Source organism: Mucilaginibacter sp. GW821-FHT07G05 (genome assembly GCF_059418565.1).
Genome location: NZ_JBWKQC010000002.1, coordinates 309,072 through 326,642, shown reverse-complemented (window position 1 = coordinate 326,642; position 17,571 = coordinate 309,072). Strand labels below are relative to the sequence as shown.

Sequence of the window (17,571 nt, the reverse complement as noted above, 5' to 3'; positions counted from 1 at the left end):
TTCAGCCTTGTGCTTGTGGCTATTGGCGGCGCGTTGCTGTTTTACATTGTTAATAAAGCTAAAAAGAAGATCGATAAAGACGGAGAGCAGTATTAATGTACAATAGTCCATATCAATACGAGGATAGTCCATTTGAGTGGAATGTAATAACCTATAAATTAAGCCCTTCCAATTGTTAAACTTCAACCTGTTATTATGCTGAAAAAATTACAGTTTATCATTCTGTTGCTCATTGCTACCGCACCGGCTTTCGCGCAAAAGGTACTCACTGCCGAAACTCCCGAACAAAAGACCCAACGTATGGCCTGGTGGCAAAACGACCGCTTTGGCATGTTCATTCACTGGGGCTTGTATGCCCTGCCTGCACGCCACGAATGGGTAAAGAGCGCCGAGAAAATAACCAACGCTAAGTATGAGATCTACTTTGACACCTTTAACCCCGACTTGTATAACCCGAAACTTTGGGCACAAAGGGCAAAGGCAGCAGGCATGAAATACGCCGTGCTTACCACTAAGCACCACGAAGGCTTTTGCTTGTTCGATAGTAAATTTACCGACTATAAGGCCACCAATACCGCCGCCAAGCGCGATTTGGTGAAAGAATATGTAGACGCGTTCCGTGCGCAGGGCATTAAAATAGGTTTCTATTATTCATTGTTAGACTGGCACCACCCTGATTATACAATAGATGAATACCACCCGCAATCGCCTAAAGACAAAAGCGACACCGCTTATGCCCGACTGAACAAAGGCCGCGATATAGCTAAGTACCGCTTGTACCTGCGTAACCAGGTAACCGAACTGCTCACTAAATATGGTAAGATCGATATCCTCTGGCTCGATTTCTCTTTTCCGCGTGCTGATGGGCATGGTAAGGGCAAAGATGATTGGGGATCGGTAGAATTATTAAAACTGATAAAAAAACTACAGCCGGGTATTATTGTTGATAACCGCCTCGACCTGGCCGGATATGCCGGTGGTGAGGATTTTGAAACACCTGAACAGGTTAGCACAGATGAATTACTAAAATTTCGTGGTAAAACTTGGGAAACCTGCCAAACTTTCTCGGGCTCATGGGGCTACCACCGCGACGAAAACAGCTGGAAATCGCCAAAACAATTGCTTGATCTGCTGATTACCGCTACTGCCAACGGCGGTAACCTGATACTGAATGTAGGCCCAACAGCCCGCGGCGAATTTGATTTTCGTGCCAATAACAGGCTGGATAGTCTTTCATACTGGATGCATGCCAACAGCAAATCCATCTACGGATGTACGTATGCCCCGTCGGAATTTAAGGCGCCCGAAAACACACGCTTAACCTACAATGCCAAAGCCAAACGTTTGTATGTGCACTTATTTAAGTATGATGGCGGCGAGTATAAATTGCCGGGCTTCAGAAGCAAAGTAAAATACGCCCAGTTCCTTCATGATAATTCGGAGCTGGTAATCAATACCGAAAAAAGCACAGCGGATGATTTGGTAATCAATCTGCCTAAAGATAAACCAAGGTATGAGGTGCCGGTTATTGAATTGATTTTGAAGTAAGATTGATTGCACACATGTTTATAAAAAATCGTCATTGCTTCACTACGTTCGCAATGACGATTTTTTTGTGCTGTTATCAATTAGATATCCCGACTTTCTTGTGCAGATAGGTATCAATCGCTACCTGCTTTAGCATAAATGCAGCTACATCGGCACGGGAAATTTTCAGCTTAAGCCCCTTTTCTGTTGCTGTAAAGCCATGGCGATAACTGCCTGTTTGCAAGCCATTATTTAACGCGGATGGCCGGACGATCACCCAGTCTAACTGGCTGGCTTCTATATATTGCTCCTGCTGTTCATGATCGGCAAAGGCATGTTTAAGAATAAAGGGCACCAACAAATATTTATATAACGGACTAAGCAACGGCCGGCTATCGCCAATCCCCAATGTTGATGTGCTTATGAAACGTTTAATTCCGGTATTTTCCATTGCCTTCATAATTTGGCGGGTACCATCTGCACGCAGGGTGCTGCGTTTTTCGCCATCGCCAATTAGTGATATTACCACATCCTGACCGGGCATAGCGTTTTCTACTGATGCATAATCCAATACGTCGCCAATGTGTATTTTCAGCTTTGGATGTTTGATGCTCACCTTTGTGGCGTTGCGGACAAAAGCGGTTACGGTATAGCCCTGTGCCAGGGCTTGTTCTACAACATGGCGACCGGTAGCGCCTGTTGCGCCAAAAACGAGTAGATTGATATGTGCTTTCATAATTTTAATTTTTTATCAAAACTATGATGACTGCAATTCATAAAATAGAACAAAACCGACAGTAGTCCGTCAGTTATTCATAGCGGCAAGGTTTTCAACTATCTCGTTTGATTTTTTCTGATACCGATAAGGTGAAACGCCCGCGAACTCTTTAAAAGCCCGTATAAAATGCGATTGATCGGCGTACTCATTTTGATAAGCCACGTCGGTAAGCTTGTCATAATCGTTACTGCGTAACTGGCTTAACGACGATTGGAAACGACAAATGCGTGAGAACAATTTCGGCGAAATACCCACGTATTGCTTAAACCTTCGCTCGAAACTCCTTTCCGATAGCTTTAAGTTTTGTTGCAAGTCGCTTAACGGAATGATACCTTTTGAGCCGATGATCTGCAACAAAGCAAATTGAGACAGGCTATCACTGGCTTTATTATTCAGCTTTATTTGCTGTTCAATACAGGCCGACAAAATACTTACCTTCTGTGGTACGGATACGGATTGCAATAATTGTGATTCAAAATTTGCTTGTATCCCGGGCAGCAGGTTCATATCAATGCAGCTATCCGTCAGCTCATCAGCACTTATACCAAAAACGGAACGTAATGCACTTGGATAAAAATATACTCCTATGGTATTGAATCGGCCGGATAAACTGATTTGAGCGTATTTAGTGGCTTGCCCGTAAAGGCAGAGGCCGGGCATTTGTTTATCAAATTGCGATAGCTTGCCATAGTCGGCATGCTGAAATATCAAGCCGGGGCAACCATCGGCAATGGTAGTAAATTGCTGTGCTGAAGTGTGCAGCGAATCGCTTTCCAGCGTCCAAAAATAGCGGACGTGGTTTTTAAGATGCTCCGGAGCTTGTATTTGCTGATATCTCATTATTCAAATGCAATTGATAATCAGACAATCAAACAGGCTAAGTGTTACAATTGAGAAATGCTATTTAGTCTTACCCACCGGCTTAGCCACCGGAACTACCGTATTACGTTCAACAATGGTGAGCAACCTTAAGTAAACATTGAGCGATAATGAAAAACATAGCGCTATGCTGATATCGAGCAGGTATTCGTCGCCTATTAACTCACGAAAAGAGAAAGAGCCGAATATTACCGTGAGTGCCAGTATAACAAACAGGGCAGCATTGCTCTTAACACGATCTTTAATGCGGCTATACTTGGTGATCCTTACCAGCAAGTTACCCGCAATAAACAATATCACATAAAACATCGGGAAGAAATACGCATACGTCTTCACAAACATTTCCCCTGTAAACGCGAGGTTTGATTGCCTCACCGCTAATACCCCAAGTAGCCCAACACCCGCGATAGCACATAGAAACGAGCAGAGTACTATTAAAACAACCTTTTTTAACATTTATTTAAGCTTAGCCTTTAATCCCGGCACGTTTTTTACCATATATTTAAAATCCCATAATTGAGTGTCGGTAAAACTACTTTTAGGAATCACACTTGCCGAACGACGATTTTGATAGATCAAGATCCAATTGTTCAGTTCCCAAACCTTATGCGTTTTCTCCCAGCTGTATTCGGCATTAAAACTTTCACCTGTAACTCTTATACTCTTATCGGTAAATTCGTAAGACATTATTTCTTGCAAACGGGCATTATTAGAAAAACTCCTTTTAACTGAGAAATAGATAATTAAAGGCAACAATATTGTGTAAACCCCTACTATTAATGCCATGTAAGGCGCTTCATCATTCCAATTGCCTGTTAAACACAGTATTGAATAAGCTAACAACAGCACGCCCAAAAATGTAATAATTATTGTGCGTGGCTTACGATAGGTTAACAGATATTGAAGTCTCAAAAACTCTTTAAAGTCTAATTTAAATTGTATTTTCATTACTGTGATAAGTTATTCGGCTGCAAAGGTCTGTATTTATTGTAATATCTAAAGGCCTTTATAAAATTAATACAAACTCAATAGGCATACAAAACCTTACATCTCATTGACGGCCAAAATGACTATTGACGAATGCCCAATACCTAAATCTTCCCTCCCACCCAAGTCGCGAAATCTTTTATGGTGTAGAAAATTTCATCAGGTTGCAGGGGGATCAGCTGTTCGGGTTCGGCGGTTTCGGCCCAGGCAGCGGCTACTACCAGGATACCGGCGGTTCTGCTGGCGTGGATATCGCTTGGGGCATCGCCAACATATATGATGTCTTCTTTATCCAGTTCTTTCCAGGTGTTCAGCACAATTTCAATCCCCTGTACTTTCCGTGGGCCTTCTGGTGCGCCTGTTTCTATGATCTCGAAATCGTTCAGCATATCGAACTGCTTTAACGAAATATCGGTGCTGTATTTCCCCTTACCGGTCACCATGGCTACCTTTACACCACGCTCCTTTAGTAAGGCTATCAGTTCAACAATGCCTTCAAACGGACCGGCGCAAAGGCCGTGCATTTCCTCGTAATGCAACAGGTAATCAGCCACACCCTTATCGTAATGCTGCGGCACAAGCGCTTTGATAGTCCCCTCTTCCGACGGACCGAAGGTCGCTACAATTTCTTCATCGCTCAAGGCCTTACCGGCAAGCGGCTCTACCGATTTACGAAACGCGGCAATACATAGCGGCAAAGTGTTGGCTATAGTGCCGTCTAAATCAAAAATTACTCCTTTAATTTTACTGATCATCATTAGGTGCAGGTATTCAAATGCCAATAAATATACTGCTTATTGGGCTGTTTTAGCACCTTTTACTTTTTCCAGCAAAATTTCAGGCTCGTTGGTGGTGATGTGGTTAGCCCCGGCTTTCAAAAAAGCATCCATCTTTTCGGGCGCGTCAACTGTCCATATATCTACATCGATACCATTCTTGTGGGCATCGGCAATCAGGTTACTGTCTTTTTCAATCACACCCCAATGGTAATCAAGCCCCCACATTTTGTCGGCTTTTAAATCAGCCGGAGATTTATCGCCATTCAGGTATGCCACTTTAGCAAACGGATCAAGCGCGACAATTTTCTTACAGATGTTATAATCAAAGCTGATATACAACATCCAGCCCTGGCACTTGTACTTGCGTATCATATCCACGCATTTAGTGGCCAGTTCCTCGCCGCGCTCTTTACCCAGGCCCGAAGGTTTAAGTTCAAGTACCAAATGCGTAGTATTTTGCTTGATGGCTTCTTTTATGTATTCTTCAAACAGGGGGACATGGTCGCCATTTTTTAGTTCGATAGCTTGTAATTCGGCAATAGGTGTTTCTTCTATTTTTTTACCGCCAATGTGGTCATCGTGCGATAGTACAGGGATGCCATCCTTTGACAGCCACACATCAAATTCAGAGCCTTCGCAACCTAACCTGATGGCATCCTTTAACGAGGTTAATGAGTTTTGGCTGCCTGCATTATTCTTCCAGGCGCCGCGGTGCGCTACTACTTTGTTGTAATTGAACTTATCGGTAACCAATACAAATTCCTGCCTGGTATTTTGGTATTGTACCGCGATATTATATTTAACAGCCTGTAACTTTGCCGCCTTTTTTAACGACAGCTCGCCGCCCTTATTTATGACAAATAAGCCCGAGGTATCTTCAATCAGTTTAGCGCCTTTAGCTATGCCATCAAGGTATACCTTGCCAATCAGTTTGGTTTTACCATCAACAGGAATTTTATAATTACTTAAAAGCAAGGGTTTATCCTGTGCCTTAACCACGGAGTTTAACATTATTGCGGTAATAAAAAAACAGCCTGCAAGTAAACGCATAATCATTTTAAAATAGATAGATAAATAGATACGGCACCAAACAAATGCCTTTACACCCGGCAAATATATTGTGTTTTACATTTTGTGCCGATGTAAACTACAAGCTTGTTACATTATCATATTGTTAAGCATAGCCAACAAAAAAAGCCGGGTATAAATACCCGGCTTTCAAAAAAATGCTATTTATTTTACCTGCTAACAGATCAATAAGCTTGTTCAAATTGGTTTACACCATCTTTACTTTCCAGTATTGAGTGGCCCATCAGGAACTCATCTACCTTGCGGGCAGCTTCGCGGCCTTCTGATATAGCCCAAACAACCAGCGATTGTCCGCGGCGCATATCACCGGCGGCAAATACTTTGCCTACGTTGGTACGGTAAACACCTTCTTTAGCTTTAACGTTCTTACGCTCATCAACCTCAATACCTAAGTTTTGGATAGCGCCTTCAAACTGCGGGTTTAAGAAACCCATAGCTAAAAACACACGTTGTGCAGGCAATTCGCGTTCGGTACCGGCTATTTCGGTGAATTTTACCGGGCGACCCAGAAAATCTGTTTCCCACTCGATGTCCACCACTTTAATAGCACGCAGGTTACCATCTTCGTCACCTAAAAACTCTTTGGTGTTGATGCTCCAAAAACGCTCGCAACCTTCATCGTGTGAGCTGGTTACCTTTAGCATTGACGCGCCCGGGAAGTTTGGCCAAGGCATGCTGTTCGGGCGCTCATCAGATGGCTTAAACATTACCTCGAACTGTTTGATAGAGCGTGCACCCTGACGGTTTGAGGTACCCACACAGTCAGAACCGGTATCACCACCACCTATCACAATTACGTCTTTATCAGTCGCTAAAATGTCTTCAGTATCAAACGGACTGCTGCCAACACGTTTGTTTTGTTGTTTCAGGAAATCCATTGCGAAATGAACACCTTTAAAATGACGACCCGGAATGTTCAGATCGCGCGGAATGGTTGAACCGCCTGCCAGTATCACGGCATCATTGTTACGTACAATTTCTTCGGCGGCAATATCCTTACCTACTTCGGTATTGTATACAAAGTTAACGCCATCCTCTTCCATCACTTTTATCCTGCGGTCGATGATCCATTTCTCCATTTTAAAATCGGGGATACCATAGCGCAATAAACCGCCCGCTTTATCATCGCGTTCGTAAACGGTTACGGCGTGGCCTGCTTTGGCTAACTGTGCCGCTGCTGCCATACCCGCCGGGCCCGAACCTACCACAGCTACCTTTTTGCCGCTTTTAACTAAAGGCGCTGTAGGTTTAACCAGGTTTTGTTCGTAAGCAATTTCAATAATATGTTTTTCTATCTCCTCAATAGCTACCGCCGGTTTGTTGATACCCAGTACGCAGGCCGACTCGCATGGAGCAGGGCATATACGACCGGTAAACTCCGGAAAGTTATTGGTTGATGATAAAATTCTGTAGGCCTCGTGCCAGTTTTTGCGGTAAACCGCATCGTTAAATTCGGGTATGATGTTACCCAGCGGACAGCCTGAATGGCAGAACGGAATACCGCAGTTCATGCAGCGTGCCGATTGCTGGTTCAGCTTTTCATCACTGTACATACCCACAAATTCGTTATAGTTTTTAACGCGTTCACTTACCGGTGTTTTAGATGGAAGCTCCCTGTTAAATTCCTGAAATCCTGTTGGTTTTCCCATAATATATTAGCCGATAGTTTGGTATTGTAATTTTTCGATAACTTTTTTGTACTCTTTAGGATATACCTTCACAAACTGTGTTGATACGGTATTCCAGTTGTTCAGTAGATCCTGAGCAAGCTTGCTGCCGGTTAACTGAACATGTTTGCGCAACAGGGTTAAAATCTGCTCCTCATCTGTAATAGATAGCGGATCAAGATCAACCATTTCGGTATTGCAGTTTTCGGCAAAATCATTATCCGGATTATATACCCAAGCCAAACCACCGCTCATACCTGCCGCGAAGTTACGGCCGGTTTTACCCAATATAAGCGCGCGGCCACCGGTCATGTACTCGCAACCGTGATCGCCAATACCCTCAACTACCGTTGTAGCACCCGAGTTACGCACCGCGAAACGTTCGCCGGCCATACCGCCTACATACAGTTCACCCGATGTGGCGCCGTATAGGGCAACGTTACCGATGATGATATTCTCTGAAGGAACAAACGTAGCTTTAGATGAAGGATAGATAGCCAGTTGCGCACCTGAAAGGCCTTTACCAACATAGTCATTAGCTTCGCCTTCCAGCTCGAAAGAGATACCCTTGGTAGCGAACGCACCAAAGCTTTGACCAGCAGAACCTTTGAACTTAATATTGATGGTATTATCAGGCAAACCGGCAGAACCGTAAACCTTTGATATTTCGTTTGACAGCAACGTACCTACCGTACGGTCAACGTTTACCACATCAAATGAAGCGAATACGGGTGTTTTGTCATCCAGCGCAGGTTTTGCTGCTTCAAGCAGTTTCCAGTCGAGGATGTTATCCATACCGTGATCTTGCTTTTCGCTGTTGTAAAGCGTAACATCCTTAGGGTTATTAACCGGATGTAAGATGCCCGATAAGTCAACCTTTTTAGCTTTCCAGCTCTTCAGGTTATCTTTTACTTTCAGGAACTGAACGCGGCCAACCATTTCGTTGATGGTACGGAAACCTAACTCGGCCATGATCTCGCGCAACTCTTGTGTTAAAAACTTAAACAGGTTAACTACGTGAGCCGGATCGCCCGAGAATAATTTTCTCAATTCGGGATCTTGCGTGGCCACACCTACAGGGCAGGTGTTCAGGTGGCATTTACGCATCATGATACAGCCACCTGCCACTAACGCGGCAGTTGCTACGCCCCACTCTTCGGCACCCATAAGGGCGGCAATGGCAAGGTCGCGACCGGTTTTTAACTGACCGTCTGTTTGTAATACCACACGGCTGCGCAGCTTGTTGCGTACCAGTGTTTGGTGTGCTTCGGCAAGGCCAAGCTCCCAGGGTAAACCGGCGTGTTTAACCGAACTGATCGGTGACGCGCCTGTACCGCCATCATAACCGGCAATCAAAATAACATCGGCATGAGCTTTAGCAACACCTGCTGCTATAGTACCTACACCTGCTTTTGATACCAGCTTAACGTTGATACGCGCTGCACGGTTAGCGTTTTTCAGGTCGAAGATCAGCTGGGCTAAATCTTCGATAGAGTAAATATCGTGGTGCGGCGGCGGCGAGATCAAACCTACACCCGGCGTAGAGTGACGGGTTTTAGCAATCCAGTCGTCAACCTTATGGCCCGGCAATTGCCCGCCTTCGCCCGGTTTCGCGCCTTGCGCCATTTTTATCTGTAACTCATCGGCATTGGTAAGGTAGTTTGAGGTTACTCCGAAACGTGCCGATGCCACCTGCTTAATTGCAGAACGCATAGAATCGCCGTTTTCCATTACCTGGTAACGCATCTCATCTTCGCCACCTTCGCCGGTGTTGCTTTTACCGCCAATGCGGTTCATGGCAATAGCCATAGTGCTGTGCGCCTCGTGCGAGATAGAACCGAACGACATGGCACCTGTAGCGAAACGCTTCATGATGCTTTCTGCCGATTCAACCTCATCAATACTGATCGGTTCGCGGTGATGGGCAAAATCAAGCAAGCCACGGATGGTGAAGTGCTTTTCGCCCTGCTCGTTGATCAGTTTGGCATAAGATTTATATACCTCGTAGTTATTGGTACGGGTAGCATGTTGCAGTAAGTGTACTGTTTGCGGGTTAAACAAGTGCGCCTCGCCCCTGCGTTTCCACTGGTAAATACCACCTTCGGGCAGTAAGCGGGTTTCGTCGGCCTTGTTAGTATGGAAACCTGCGCGGTGTTTGGTTAACGATTCGCGGGCAATTTCATCCAAACCTAAACCACCAATGCGGCTAACGGCACCGGTAAAGTAACGGTCAACCACTTCTTTATTGATCCCCAATATTTCAAACACTTGTGAACCATGGTATGATTGCAAGGTAGAGATCCCCATTTTAGAGAAGATCTTCAGCAAGCCATCATTAACAGATTTCACATAGTTTTTGTGCAATTGTTTAATATCCAGGCTGGTTTCCAAATCGCCGTTGTTTTTAACGGTTTCAATGGTTGACAGCGCCAGGTAAGGGTTAATGGCCGTAGCACCGAATGCCAGTAAACAGGCAAAGTGGTGTACTTCCCAAACGTCGCCTGTTTCTACTACGATACCCACCGCGCCACGACGACCTTTTTTGATAAGGTGGTGATGCACAGCTGATGTAGCCAGTAATGAAGGGATCGGCGCGTGTTCCGAATCGATAGCACGGTCGGACAGGATCAATACTTCGAAACCATCGTCAACCGCGTCTTCGGCGTAACGGCAAAGCCTTGCTATCCCTTTTTCAAGGGAACCCGGCATACCATCGGCCATGTAATACGTTTGCAGCGTTTTAGCGTGGAACATACCGGTATCGATACTACGCAGCTTTTCGAGCTGGTGGTTTTTCAATATCGGGTGTTTAAGCGTTACGCAATGGCAATGCATTTTATCTTCGTCAAGCAAATTACCGTTGTTACCAATGAAGGTAGCCAGGCTCATTACCAAACGCTCGCGGATAGGATCTATCGGCGGGTTGGTAACCTGCGCGAAAAATTGTTTAAAGTAGCTTGAAAGGTGCTGTGGCTTGTCTGACAGGATAGCCAGCGGCACATCGGTACCCATTGAACCTACAGGCTCTTTACCATCAACCGCCATTGGCTTAATGATAGTATCGATATCCTCGCGGCTGTAGCCAAATACCTGCTGATAACGGAAAACCGAATCAGGGGTAAGATCGGCAAATGCCAAACGTGGTTCAGATAGTTCGTTCAGGCGAATTTTATAGTTCTCTAACCAACGGCCATAAGGCTGGCGCGAGGCTATTTCGTGTTTAATTTCTTCGTCGGTGATGATCTTACCTTTTTCGGTATCGATCAACAACATTTTGCCTGGTTGCAGGCGGCCTTTTTGTATAACAGTGCTTTCGTCAATTACCAGTACACCGGCTTCAGATGCTGCTATAACGCGGCCATCATTAGTTACGGCATAACGCAGCGGACGCAAACCATTACGGTCTAACAGCGCGCCAACCAGTTTACCATCGGTAAAGCTGATCGCGGCCGGGCCATCCCATGGTTCCATCAGCGTAGCGTGGTATTCGTAGAACGCCTTTTTGATTGGGTCCATTTGCTCGTTACCATCCCATGCTTCAGGTACCAGCATCATCATTACGTGTGGTAATGAGCGGCCGGTGTGCAGCAATATCTCGATGATGTTATCCAAACAAGCCGAGTCAGACTGGTTGTTGTCAATTACAGGCAACAGCATCTCCATCTCTTCGCTGGTGAAGTATGATGAAGCAAGTGATTTTAAGCCCGAATAGAACCAGTTAAGGTTACCGGTAAGGGTATTGATCTCGCCATTGTGCGCAATTAAGCGGAATGGCTGGGCCAACTTCCACGACGGGAATGTATTGGTGGAGAAACGCGAGTGGATAAGGGCTAAACCCGATGCAACACGCGGATCAGAAAGATCGGCAAAATATTTACGCAGTTGGTAGGTGGTAAGCTGCCCTTTGTAAATAATTGTTTTTGCAGAAAATGATGTAAAATAGAAGTGCTCGGCAGCTTTTGGCAGCTGCTCGGTAACTGTTTTAGTAATATAACGGCGTAAAATATACAACTTACGCTCAAAATCATCAATATTGGTAATATGGTGCGGCCTGGCCACAAATACCTGTTCGGCATCCGGTTCGGCGCTGCGCGCGGTTTCTCCAATAACAGATGAATCGGTAATTAACTTACGGTAACCCAGCTTTTGCAGGCCAAGTTTTTCAATAGCGTTAGCTATAATAGTGCGGCAGGCCTTCTTCAGGGCCGAATCTTTCGGAAAAAAGATCATACCTACCCCGTATTCACCGGGTTCAGGTAAGCTGATTTCGAGGTTGGAACACTCATCCATCAATAATTCATGCGGTAATTGTATTAAAATACCTGCACCATCGCCTGATTCCGGATCACAGCCGCAAGCGCCGCGGTGTTCCATATTCTCAAGCATGGTAAGCGCATCATGAACGATCTTGTAGTCTTTATGTCCGTTAATATTGGTTATAAAGCCGGTTCCGCACGAGTCATGTTCAAATTCAGGGCGATAAAGTCCCTGGGGGCTATCAGTTTGATTCATAATAAAAATAAAACCGTTATAATTAGGGTGTAATCACGAAGATACTTAATACGGCAGAAAATTGAAAATCTGCTTAATACTTTTGCAAGTTTTCTAATATAGAATAGCAATTAGTATATAAAATTATCAAAATGTTAAATTATTGTATGAAACATTTAATAATTTATAGATTTTAGATTGATTCTAAAATCAAAATTTTATTTTGATATACCATTTTAGATGATATAGTATTTCGGTTAAACACAACTGTAAGCAAGATAAAATTGCAAACATCATATAAATCATCTTTTTATTACGCCCGTTAGAATTACATAATTGCTAAATTTGCAAAAATTGAAACATTATATGCCGGATAAAAATAAAGCTGTGTTTTTAGACAGAGACGGGGTACTGAACCGTGAAATGGGCGACTATGTACGCCGCTTTGAAGACTTCCATGTACTCGATAATTTTGATGCCTTAAAAACATTGCAGGATAAAGGTTACCTGTTAATTGTAGCTACCAACCAGGGCGGTTTGGCCAAAGGCTGGTACACCGAAGATGAACTCGGTAAAATGCACAACCACTTAAAAGAAGTATACCACGCCCATGGTGTAGAGATCACCGATTTTTACTACTGCCCTCACCACCCGCTGTTTACAGGCGATTGCGATTGCCGCAAACCAAAACCAGGCCTGTTATTAAGAGGTATTGAGAAATACAACATCGACCCGTCAAAATCATACTTCATTGGCGACCGCGACCGTGATGTGGAAGCAGGTACACTGGCCGGTGTAAAAGGTATATTAATTGACAGCGACCAGCCGATAAGTACAGTGTTGGATTTGATTGAGTAAGCGATGAAACTTTGTTTATTTATACTTGTCATATTTACTATCACTTCATGCAACCATCAAACCAATATCATGGCTGTAAATAAAAACGCAATACAGAAACTTGAAGATTTAAAAAAGGAGCCGAAGTTTATGATGCAAACGGAAGCTCCTTTTTATCAGGGGTTATCTGAATCAAAACTTCAGCCCGTAATGGCGGATTTAATTAACAAAGCCGCTGATGATTTTATAATAACAGTTAAAAATGAACCTACCGAAGAGAAATTTCGGGATAACATTAAAGCTGGCTTACAAAGGTTTTCACCATACTATCTTGAATTAGATACGGAAGATCGGGAACAGGTATGTCATTATTTTGAAGACCTTATGGATTGTGTTGGCCTTGAAAGCTCGGATGGATTACTTAACGACTGGATGTATGATTTCGACCCAACGAAGAATAATTGATATATCTTCTTGTAAACATCATACTTAGCGCTTACATAATATACTAAAGGGTTCGACATCAGAAAACTATGCAAGCCACCCGCTACCTTAAACATATCGATACCCTTGTTGCGGCTATAGCGGGTTTTTATGCCATTCATCTTTTTAGCGCTTATAGCGGTATCGGCATCTCACCCGATTCTATTATGTATGTGAGCACGGCCCGGAACATTCATGAGCACGGTTCGCTACTTACCTTTAATGGCGGTCCACTGGTATTTTTCCCGGTGTTCTATCCTGTCTTTTTGAGTATCAGCCTTGTCATTTTTCAAGCCGATCCGGTAGCGTACGGTGGGTTGATCAACGGACTGTTGTTCGCAGCGGTAATATTTGTAAGCGGGTTGTTGATATCGCGGTTCAAGGCAAAATCTATTATTTATAAATGGCTCATCCTGGCTGCCATAGTATTAAGCCCGGCCATGCTGGAGATCTATTCCTTTTTATGGTCGGAAACATTGTTTGTGCTTACCATATTACTCTTCATTTTAGCGTTTAAACAATACCTGCAAAAGCACAGCTGGCTGGCTTTATTGCTTGCCGCATTAGTGGCTGCTATATGTTGCATTACCCGTTACGCGGGCATCACTATAATTGCCACTGGCGGACTCATGATCCTGGCAGACGGCACGCTTCCCTTTCGTAAACGTATGTTACATGGGTTGGCATTCGGAATAGCGTCCTCCACCTTGCTGGCGGTTAACCTTATCGTCAACGCCCTTTCATCGGGGTTGGCAACGGGTACGCGCGAGCCATCCATTACCCCTTTTAGCGAAAACCTGCATTACCTTGGCACTGTATTATGCGATTGGCTGGGCTTTACCAATGTGGTTTATCCTTTCGCGAGCGGTTTGGCTGTATTTATATTGGTGGGATTAATTACAGGGCTGGTGATAAACTCGTTAAAAAACCGGTTGAACAGTTACGAAAGCGTCATCACGTTTTTCGCGGTGGTATATGGGTTGTTCATACTCATTATTGCCACAGTATCGCGCTTTGAAAGGGTGAACAGCCGTTTGTTATCGCCCATGTTTATTACGCTGTTGATCGCCTGTACTTATTGGGTACCGAATGTGATTGATAAGATCAAAGTCCGCGGCGCGTATTTATTGGTAGCGGGAGCATCTGTTGTTATAATGTGCGGCTATTTATATAATATATATCATATAGACAGGCAGCGCTACGATGATGAGTTTGAATACGGCATCCCCGGCTACAGCGACGATGACTGGAATAAATCGGCATTTGTAAACTTTTTGAAAACGCATCGTAACATCTTTAAACCCGGTGTAACTATCTACTCCGATGCCGATGAAGCCTTGTACTTTTTCGGCGGAATTACCGGCGCCAAGCTACTGCCCCATCGTTTTTTCAAAGCCGACGTAGCCAAATTTTACAGCGAAAAACATTATTACCTCGTATGGTTTAAAAAGCTGGGCAATGTGGAGATCATCAACATAAAAGACATTGAGCAGAAGAAACATTTAACTAAGTTATACGATTTGGAAGACGGGGCTATATACGAGTATCGCCAATAATCTCTACTAAATTCATATATAATTTTGATTTTATAAACAACTCCCTATATTTGCAGCACCTCATACAACTATAGTAAACACTATATTAAAAAAATGAACGGTTACACGATACAACATCATCTTCATCTGCACCATCGCCATCATGGCGATATTAGATAATGTATGTTTCTACGTGAAATAACAACCCCCGTTTATTTTTATTTACCCTATAATACATTTTTGTGAAAACACTTAAAATAGCGATCCAGAAATCGGGTCGGCTCAATGAGAAATCTGTTGAATTATTAAAGAATTGCGGTCTTAATTTCGAAAATTATAAAAGCTCGCTGATATCACCGGTATCAAATTTCCCTTTAGAAATACTTTTTTTGCGCGATGACGATATTCCTGAATATGTGCAGGATGGCATTGCCGATTTAGGTATAGTTGGCGAAAACGTTATTGAAGAAACCGAAGTGGAGGTAAGCTACCTGCAACGTTTGGGCTTTGGTAAATGCTCGTTAAAGATCGCTATCCCTAACAACAGCGATATACAAAGCCTGGCAGGTTTAAATGGTAAAGCCATTGCTACTACCTACCCGGTAATACTTAAAAAATTCTTAGACAGCAAGAAGATAGATTCTGATATCCGCACCATTTCGGGTTCGGTAGAAATTTCTCCGGGCTTAGGCCTGAGCGATGCTATCTGCGACCTGGTATCAACCGGCGGCACGCTCAAAAGCAACGGTCTGAAAGCCTTTGCCGATGTAATGAGCAGTGAAGCGGTACTGATTGGCCGTAAAGGTTCGGAGAACGACGACCTGATCAAAGAACTTATTCAGCGTATACAATCGGTATTGCGTGCCAAAGAAACCAAATACGTGGTATTGAACGCGCCAAAAGCGAACCTTGACGAAGTACTGGCCTTATTACCGGGTGTAAAAAGTCCGTCAGTAGTGCCATTGGCCGAGGCCGACTGGGTAGCGGTGCATACCGTAATCCCAGAACGCGACTTTTGGGACAGGATAAGCCAGCTGAAACAAGCCGGCGCGCAAGGCATTGTAGTAATGCCTATTGAGAAGATAATTCTTTAACCCCCCGGCCCCCTGAAGGGGGAGTTTTTGATTAGCATATCGCTATCAATACCGGGTATATATTTAGGACATAACGCCCCTTCAGGGGGTTTGGGGGTACTAATGAAGACATATAACTATTCAGATTTAAGCAAAGCGGACATTCAGCAACTGGTACAACGCAATGTTGACCCGGCTAATGAGATCCGTGCTATTGTGGAGGATGTTATCAGCAACGTTCAACAAAACGGCGACCGTGCTTTATATGATTATGCCAATAAGTTTGATAAGGTAACGCTTGATAAACTTTATTTAGATAAGGCCGAACTAACCGAGATAGCATCAACCGTACTACCCGAGCAAAAGGCGGCGTTGGATACGGCTTATCAAAACATTTATAAATTTCATGAAACGCAGCTAAAAACCGAAGGCAAAATTGAAACCATGCCGGGTGTTACCTGCTGGCGCGAGTTAAGGCCAATCGAAAAGGTGGGCCTGTATATTCCGGGTGGTACTGCTGTTTTGCCGAGCACGTTTTTAATGCTGGGTATACCTGCTAAAATAGCCGGATGCAATGAAATAGTGGTTTGTTCGCCGCCGCAAAAAAATGGCAAGGTAAACGCCTTTATAGCTTATGTTGCGCTGATGCTGGGCTTAGAGAAAATCTACCTGGCTGGCGGTTCGCAGGCTGTAGCCGCCATGGCTTACGGTACCGAAACCATTACCAAGGTTGATAAGATCTTCGGCCCGGGCAACCAGTTTGTAACCAAGGCCAAAACCATCATTCAATCTACCACCACCACGGCAATTGATATGCCGGCAGGTCCATCGGAAGTATTGGTGATAGCAGATGAAACATCAAACCCGAAATTTATAGCCGCCGATTTACTGGCACAGGCAGAGCATGGTATCGATAGTCAGTCGATACTGGCATGCACCTCGCCTGCTATTGCCGCCGCCGCTATTGAAGAAGTAAACAAGCAACTATCCGTATTGCCACGTGCCGAAATTGCGCAGCAGGCTATTGACAACTCTTACATTGTAGTGGTTGATAACCTTGCACAAGCGGTAGACTTCAGCAACCAATACGCGCCGGAGCACTTGATACTGGCCACCGAAAACTGGCAACAGGTAACGGATAGCATCATCAATGCAGGATCGGTATTTTTGGGTAACCTTACCCCCGAAAGCGCGGGCGACTATGCATCGGGCACAAACCATACGCTGCCAACCAGCAGTTATGCCAAGGCCTATTCAGGTGTATCGGTCGATTCATTTGTGAAGAAGGTAACCTTTCAGCATATCACTGCCCAAGGCTTGCAAAACATTGGTCCATCGGTACAAATACTCGCCGAATTGGAAGGCTTACATGCGCATGCAAACGCAGTAACGGTAAGATACCCCCTAACCCCCTGAAGGGGGAATGAGTAACCTCAAAAGATTATT

General features: G+C 44.3%; 14 protein-coding genes. 6 read left to right on the top strand and 8 right to left on the bottom strand.

Going from position 1 to position 17,571, the window contains the following annotated elements; translation table 11 throughout:
- Window positions 1–195 precede the first annotated feature (195 nt).
- Entirely contained in the window at window positions 196–1,548 is a 1,353-nt protein-coding gene (locus tag AC07NA_RS05775; RefSeq protein WP_494896449.1) for an alpha-L-fucosidase, read from the top strand.
- Between the two features lie 76 nt (window positions 1,549–1,624).
- Here the strand turns inward: AC07NA_RS05775 and AC07NA_RS05770 are convergent, their stop codons facing one another.
- The 8 genes from AC07NA_RS05770 to gltB all read right to left on the bottom strand — a co-directional run bounded on the left by AC07NA_RS05770 (window position 1,625) and on the right by gltB (window position 12,218).
- Window positions 1,625–2,263: an NAD(P)-dependent oxidoreductase gene (locus AC07NA_RS05770; protein ID WP_494896447.1), complete on the bottom strand. Its 639-nt coding sequence runs from the start codon at window positions 2,261–2,263 to the stop codon at window positions 1,625–1,627.
- A gap of 69 nt (window positions 2,264–2,332) precedes the next feature.
- On the bottom strand, window positions 2,333–3,145 hold the full coding sequence (locus AC07NA_RS05765) for a DUF6597 domain-containing transcriptional factor (protein WP_494896445.1): 813 nt from the start codon (window positions 3,143–3,145) through the stop codon (window positions 2,333–2,335).
- A gap of 60 nt (window positions 3,146–3,205) precedes the next feature.
- Window positions 3,206–3,640, bottom strand: a complete 435-nt coding sequence (locus AC07NA_RS05760) for a hypothetical protein (protein ID WP_494896443.1) — start codon at window positions 3,638–3,640, stop codon at window positions 3,206–3,208.
- Complete coding sequence (locus AC07NA_RS05755; RefSeq protein WP_494896441.1) at window positions 3,641–4,132, bottom strand: YcxB family protein; 492 nt, start codon at window positions 4,130–4,132, stop codon at window positions 3,641–3,643.
- A gap of 143 nt (window positions 4,133–4,275) precedes the next feature.
- A complete protein-coding gene (locus AC07NA_RS05750; RefSeq protein ID WP_494896439.1) occupies window positions 4,276–4,929 on the bottom strand; it encodes an HAD family hydrolase in 654 nt (217 codons plus the stop codon).
- 36 nt (window positions 4,930–4,965) lie between these two features.
- Entirely contained in the window at window positions 4,966–5,961 is a 996-nt protein-coding gene (locus AC07NA_RS05745) for a glycerophosphodiester phosphodiesterase (protein ID WP_494896438.1), read from the bottom strand.
- A 242-nt stretch (window positions 5,962–6,203) separates the two neighbouring features.
- Window positions 6,204–7,688, bottom strand: coding sequence for a glutamate synthase subunit beta (locus AC07NA_RS05740; RefSeq protein ID WP_345210685.1), 1,485 nt, complete (start codon window positions 7,686–7,688; stop codon window positions 6,204–6,206).
- Between the two features lie 6 nt (window positions 7,689–7,694).
- Window positions 7,695–12,218 (bottom strand): glutamate synthase large subunit, encoded by a 4,524-nt coding sequence (gene gltB / locus AC07NA_RS05735; RefSeq protein WP_494896437.1) that lies wholly within the window; start codon window positions 12,216–12,218, stop codon window positions 7,695–7,697.
- Window positions 12,219–12,563: 345 nt separating this feature from the next.
- On the opposite strand from gltB, the gene AC07NA_RS05730 reads away from it, so the two are divergent.
- The 5 genes from AC07NA_RS05730 to hisD all read left to right on the top strand — a co-directional run bounded on the left by AC07NA_RS05730 (window position 12,564) and on the right by hisD (window position 17,541).
- Window positions 12,564–13,055 carry a D-glycero-alpha-D-manno-heptose-1,7-bisphosphate 7-phosphatase gene (locus AC07NA_RS05730; RefSeq protein WP_494896436.1) on the top strand — a complete coding sequence of 164 codons (492 nt, stop codon included), beginning with the start codon at window positions 12,564–12,566 and terminating at the stop codon, window positions 13,053–13,055.
- 69 nt (window positions 13,056–13,124) lie between these two features.
- Entirely contained in the window at window positions 13,125–13,499 is a 375-nt protein-coding gene (locus AC07NA_RS05725; protein ID WP_494896434.1) for a DUF4844 domain-containing protein, read from the top strand.
- 68 nt (window positions 13,500–13,567) lie between these two features.
- Window positions 13,568–15,073, top strand: coding sequence for a hypothetical protein (locus tag AC07NA_RS05720; RefSeq protein WP_494896433.1), 1,506 nt, complete (start codon window positions 13,568–13,570; stop codon window positions 15,071–15,073).
- Window positions 15,074–15,294: 221 nt separating this feature from the next.
- Window positions 15,295–16,146 carry an ATP phosphoribosyltransferase gene (gene hisG / locus AC07NA_RS05715; protein WP_345210681.1) on the top strand — a complete coding sequence of 284 codons (852 nt, stop codon included), beginning with the start codon at window positions 15,295–15,297 and terminating at the stop codon, window positions 16,144–16,146.
- A 102-nt stretch (window positions 16,147–16,248) separates the two neighbouring features.
- Window positions 16,249–17,541 carry a histidinol dehydrogenase gene (gene hisD, locus AC07NA_RS05710; RefSeq protein ID WP_494896432.1) on the top strand — a complete coding sequence of 431 codons (1,293 nt, stop codon included), beginning with the start codon at window positions 16,249–16,251 and terminating at the stop codon, window positions 17,539–17,541.
- The last annotated feature ends 30 nt before the right edge of the window (window positions 17,542–17,571 follow it).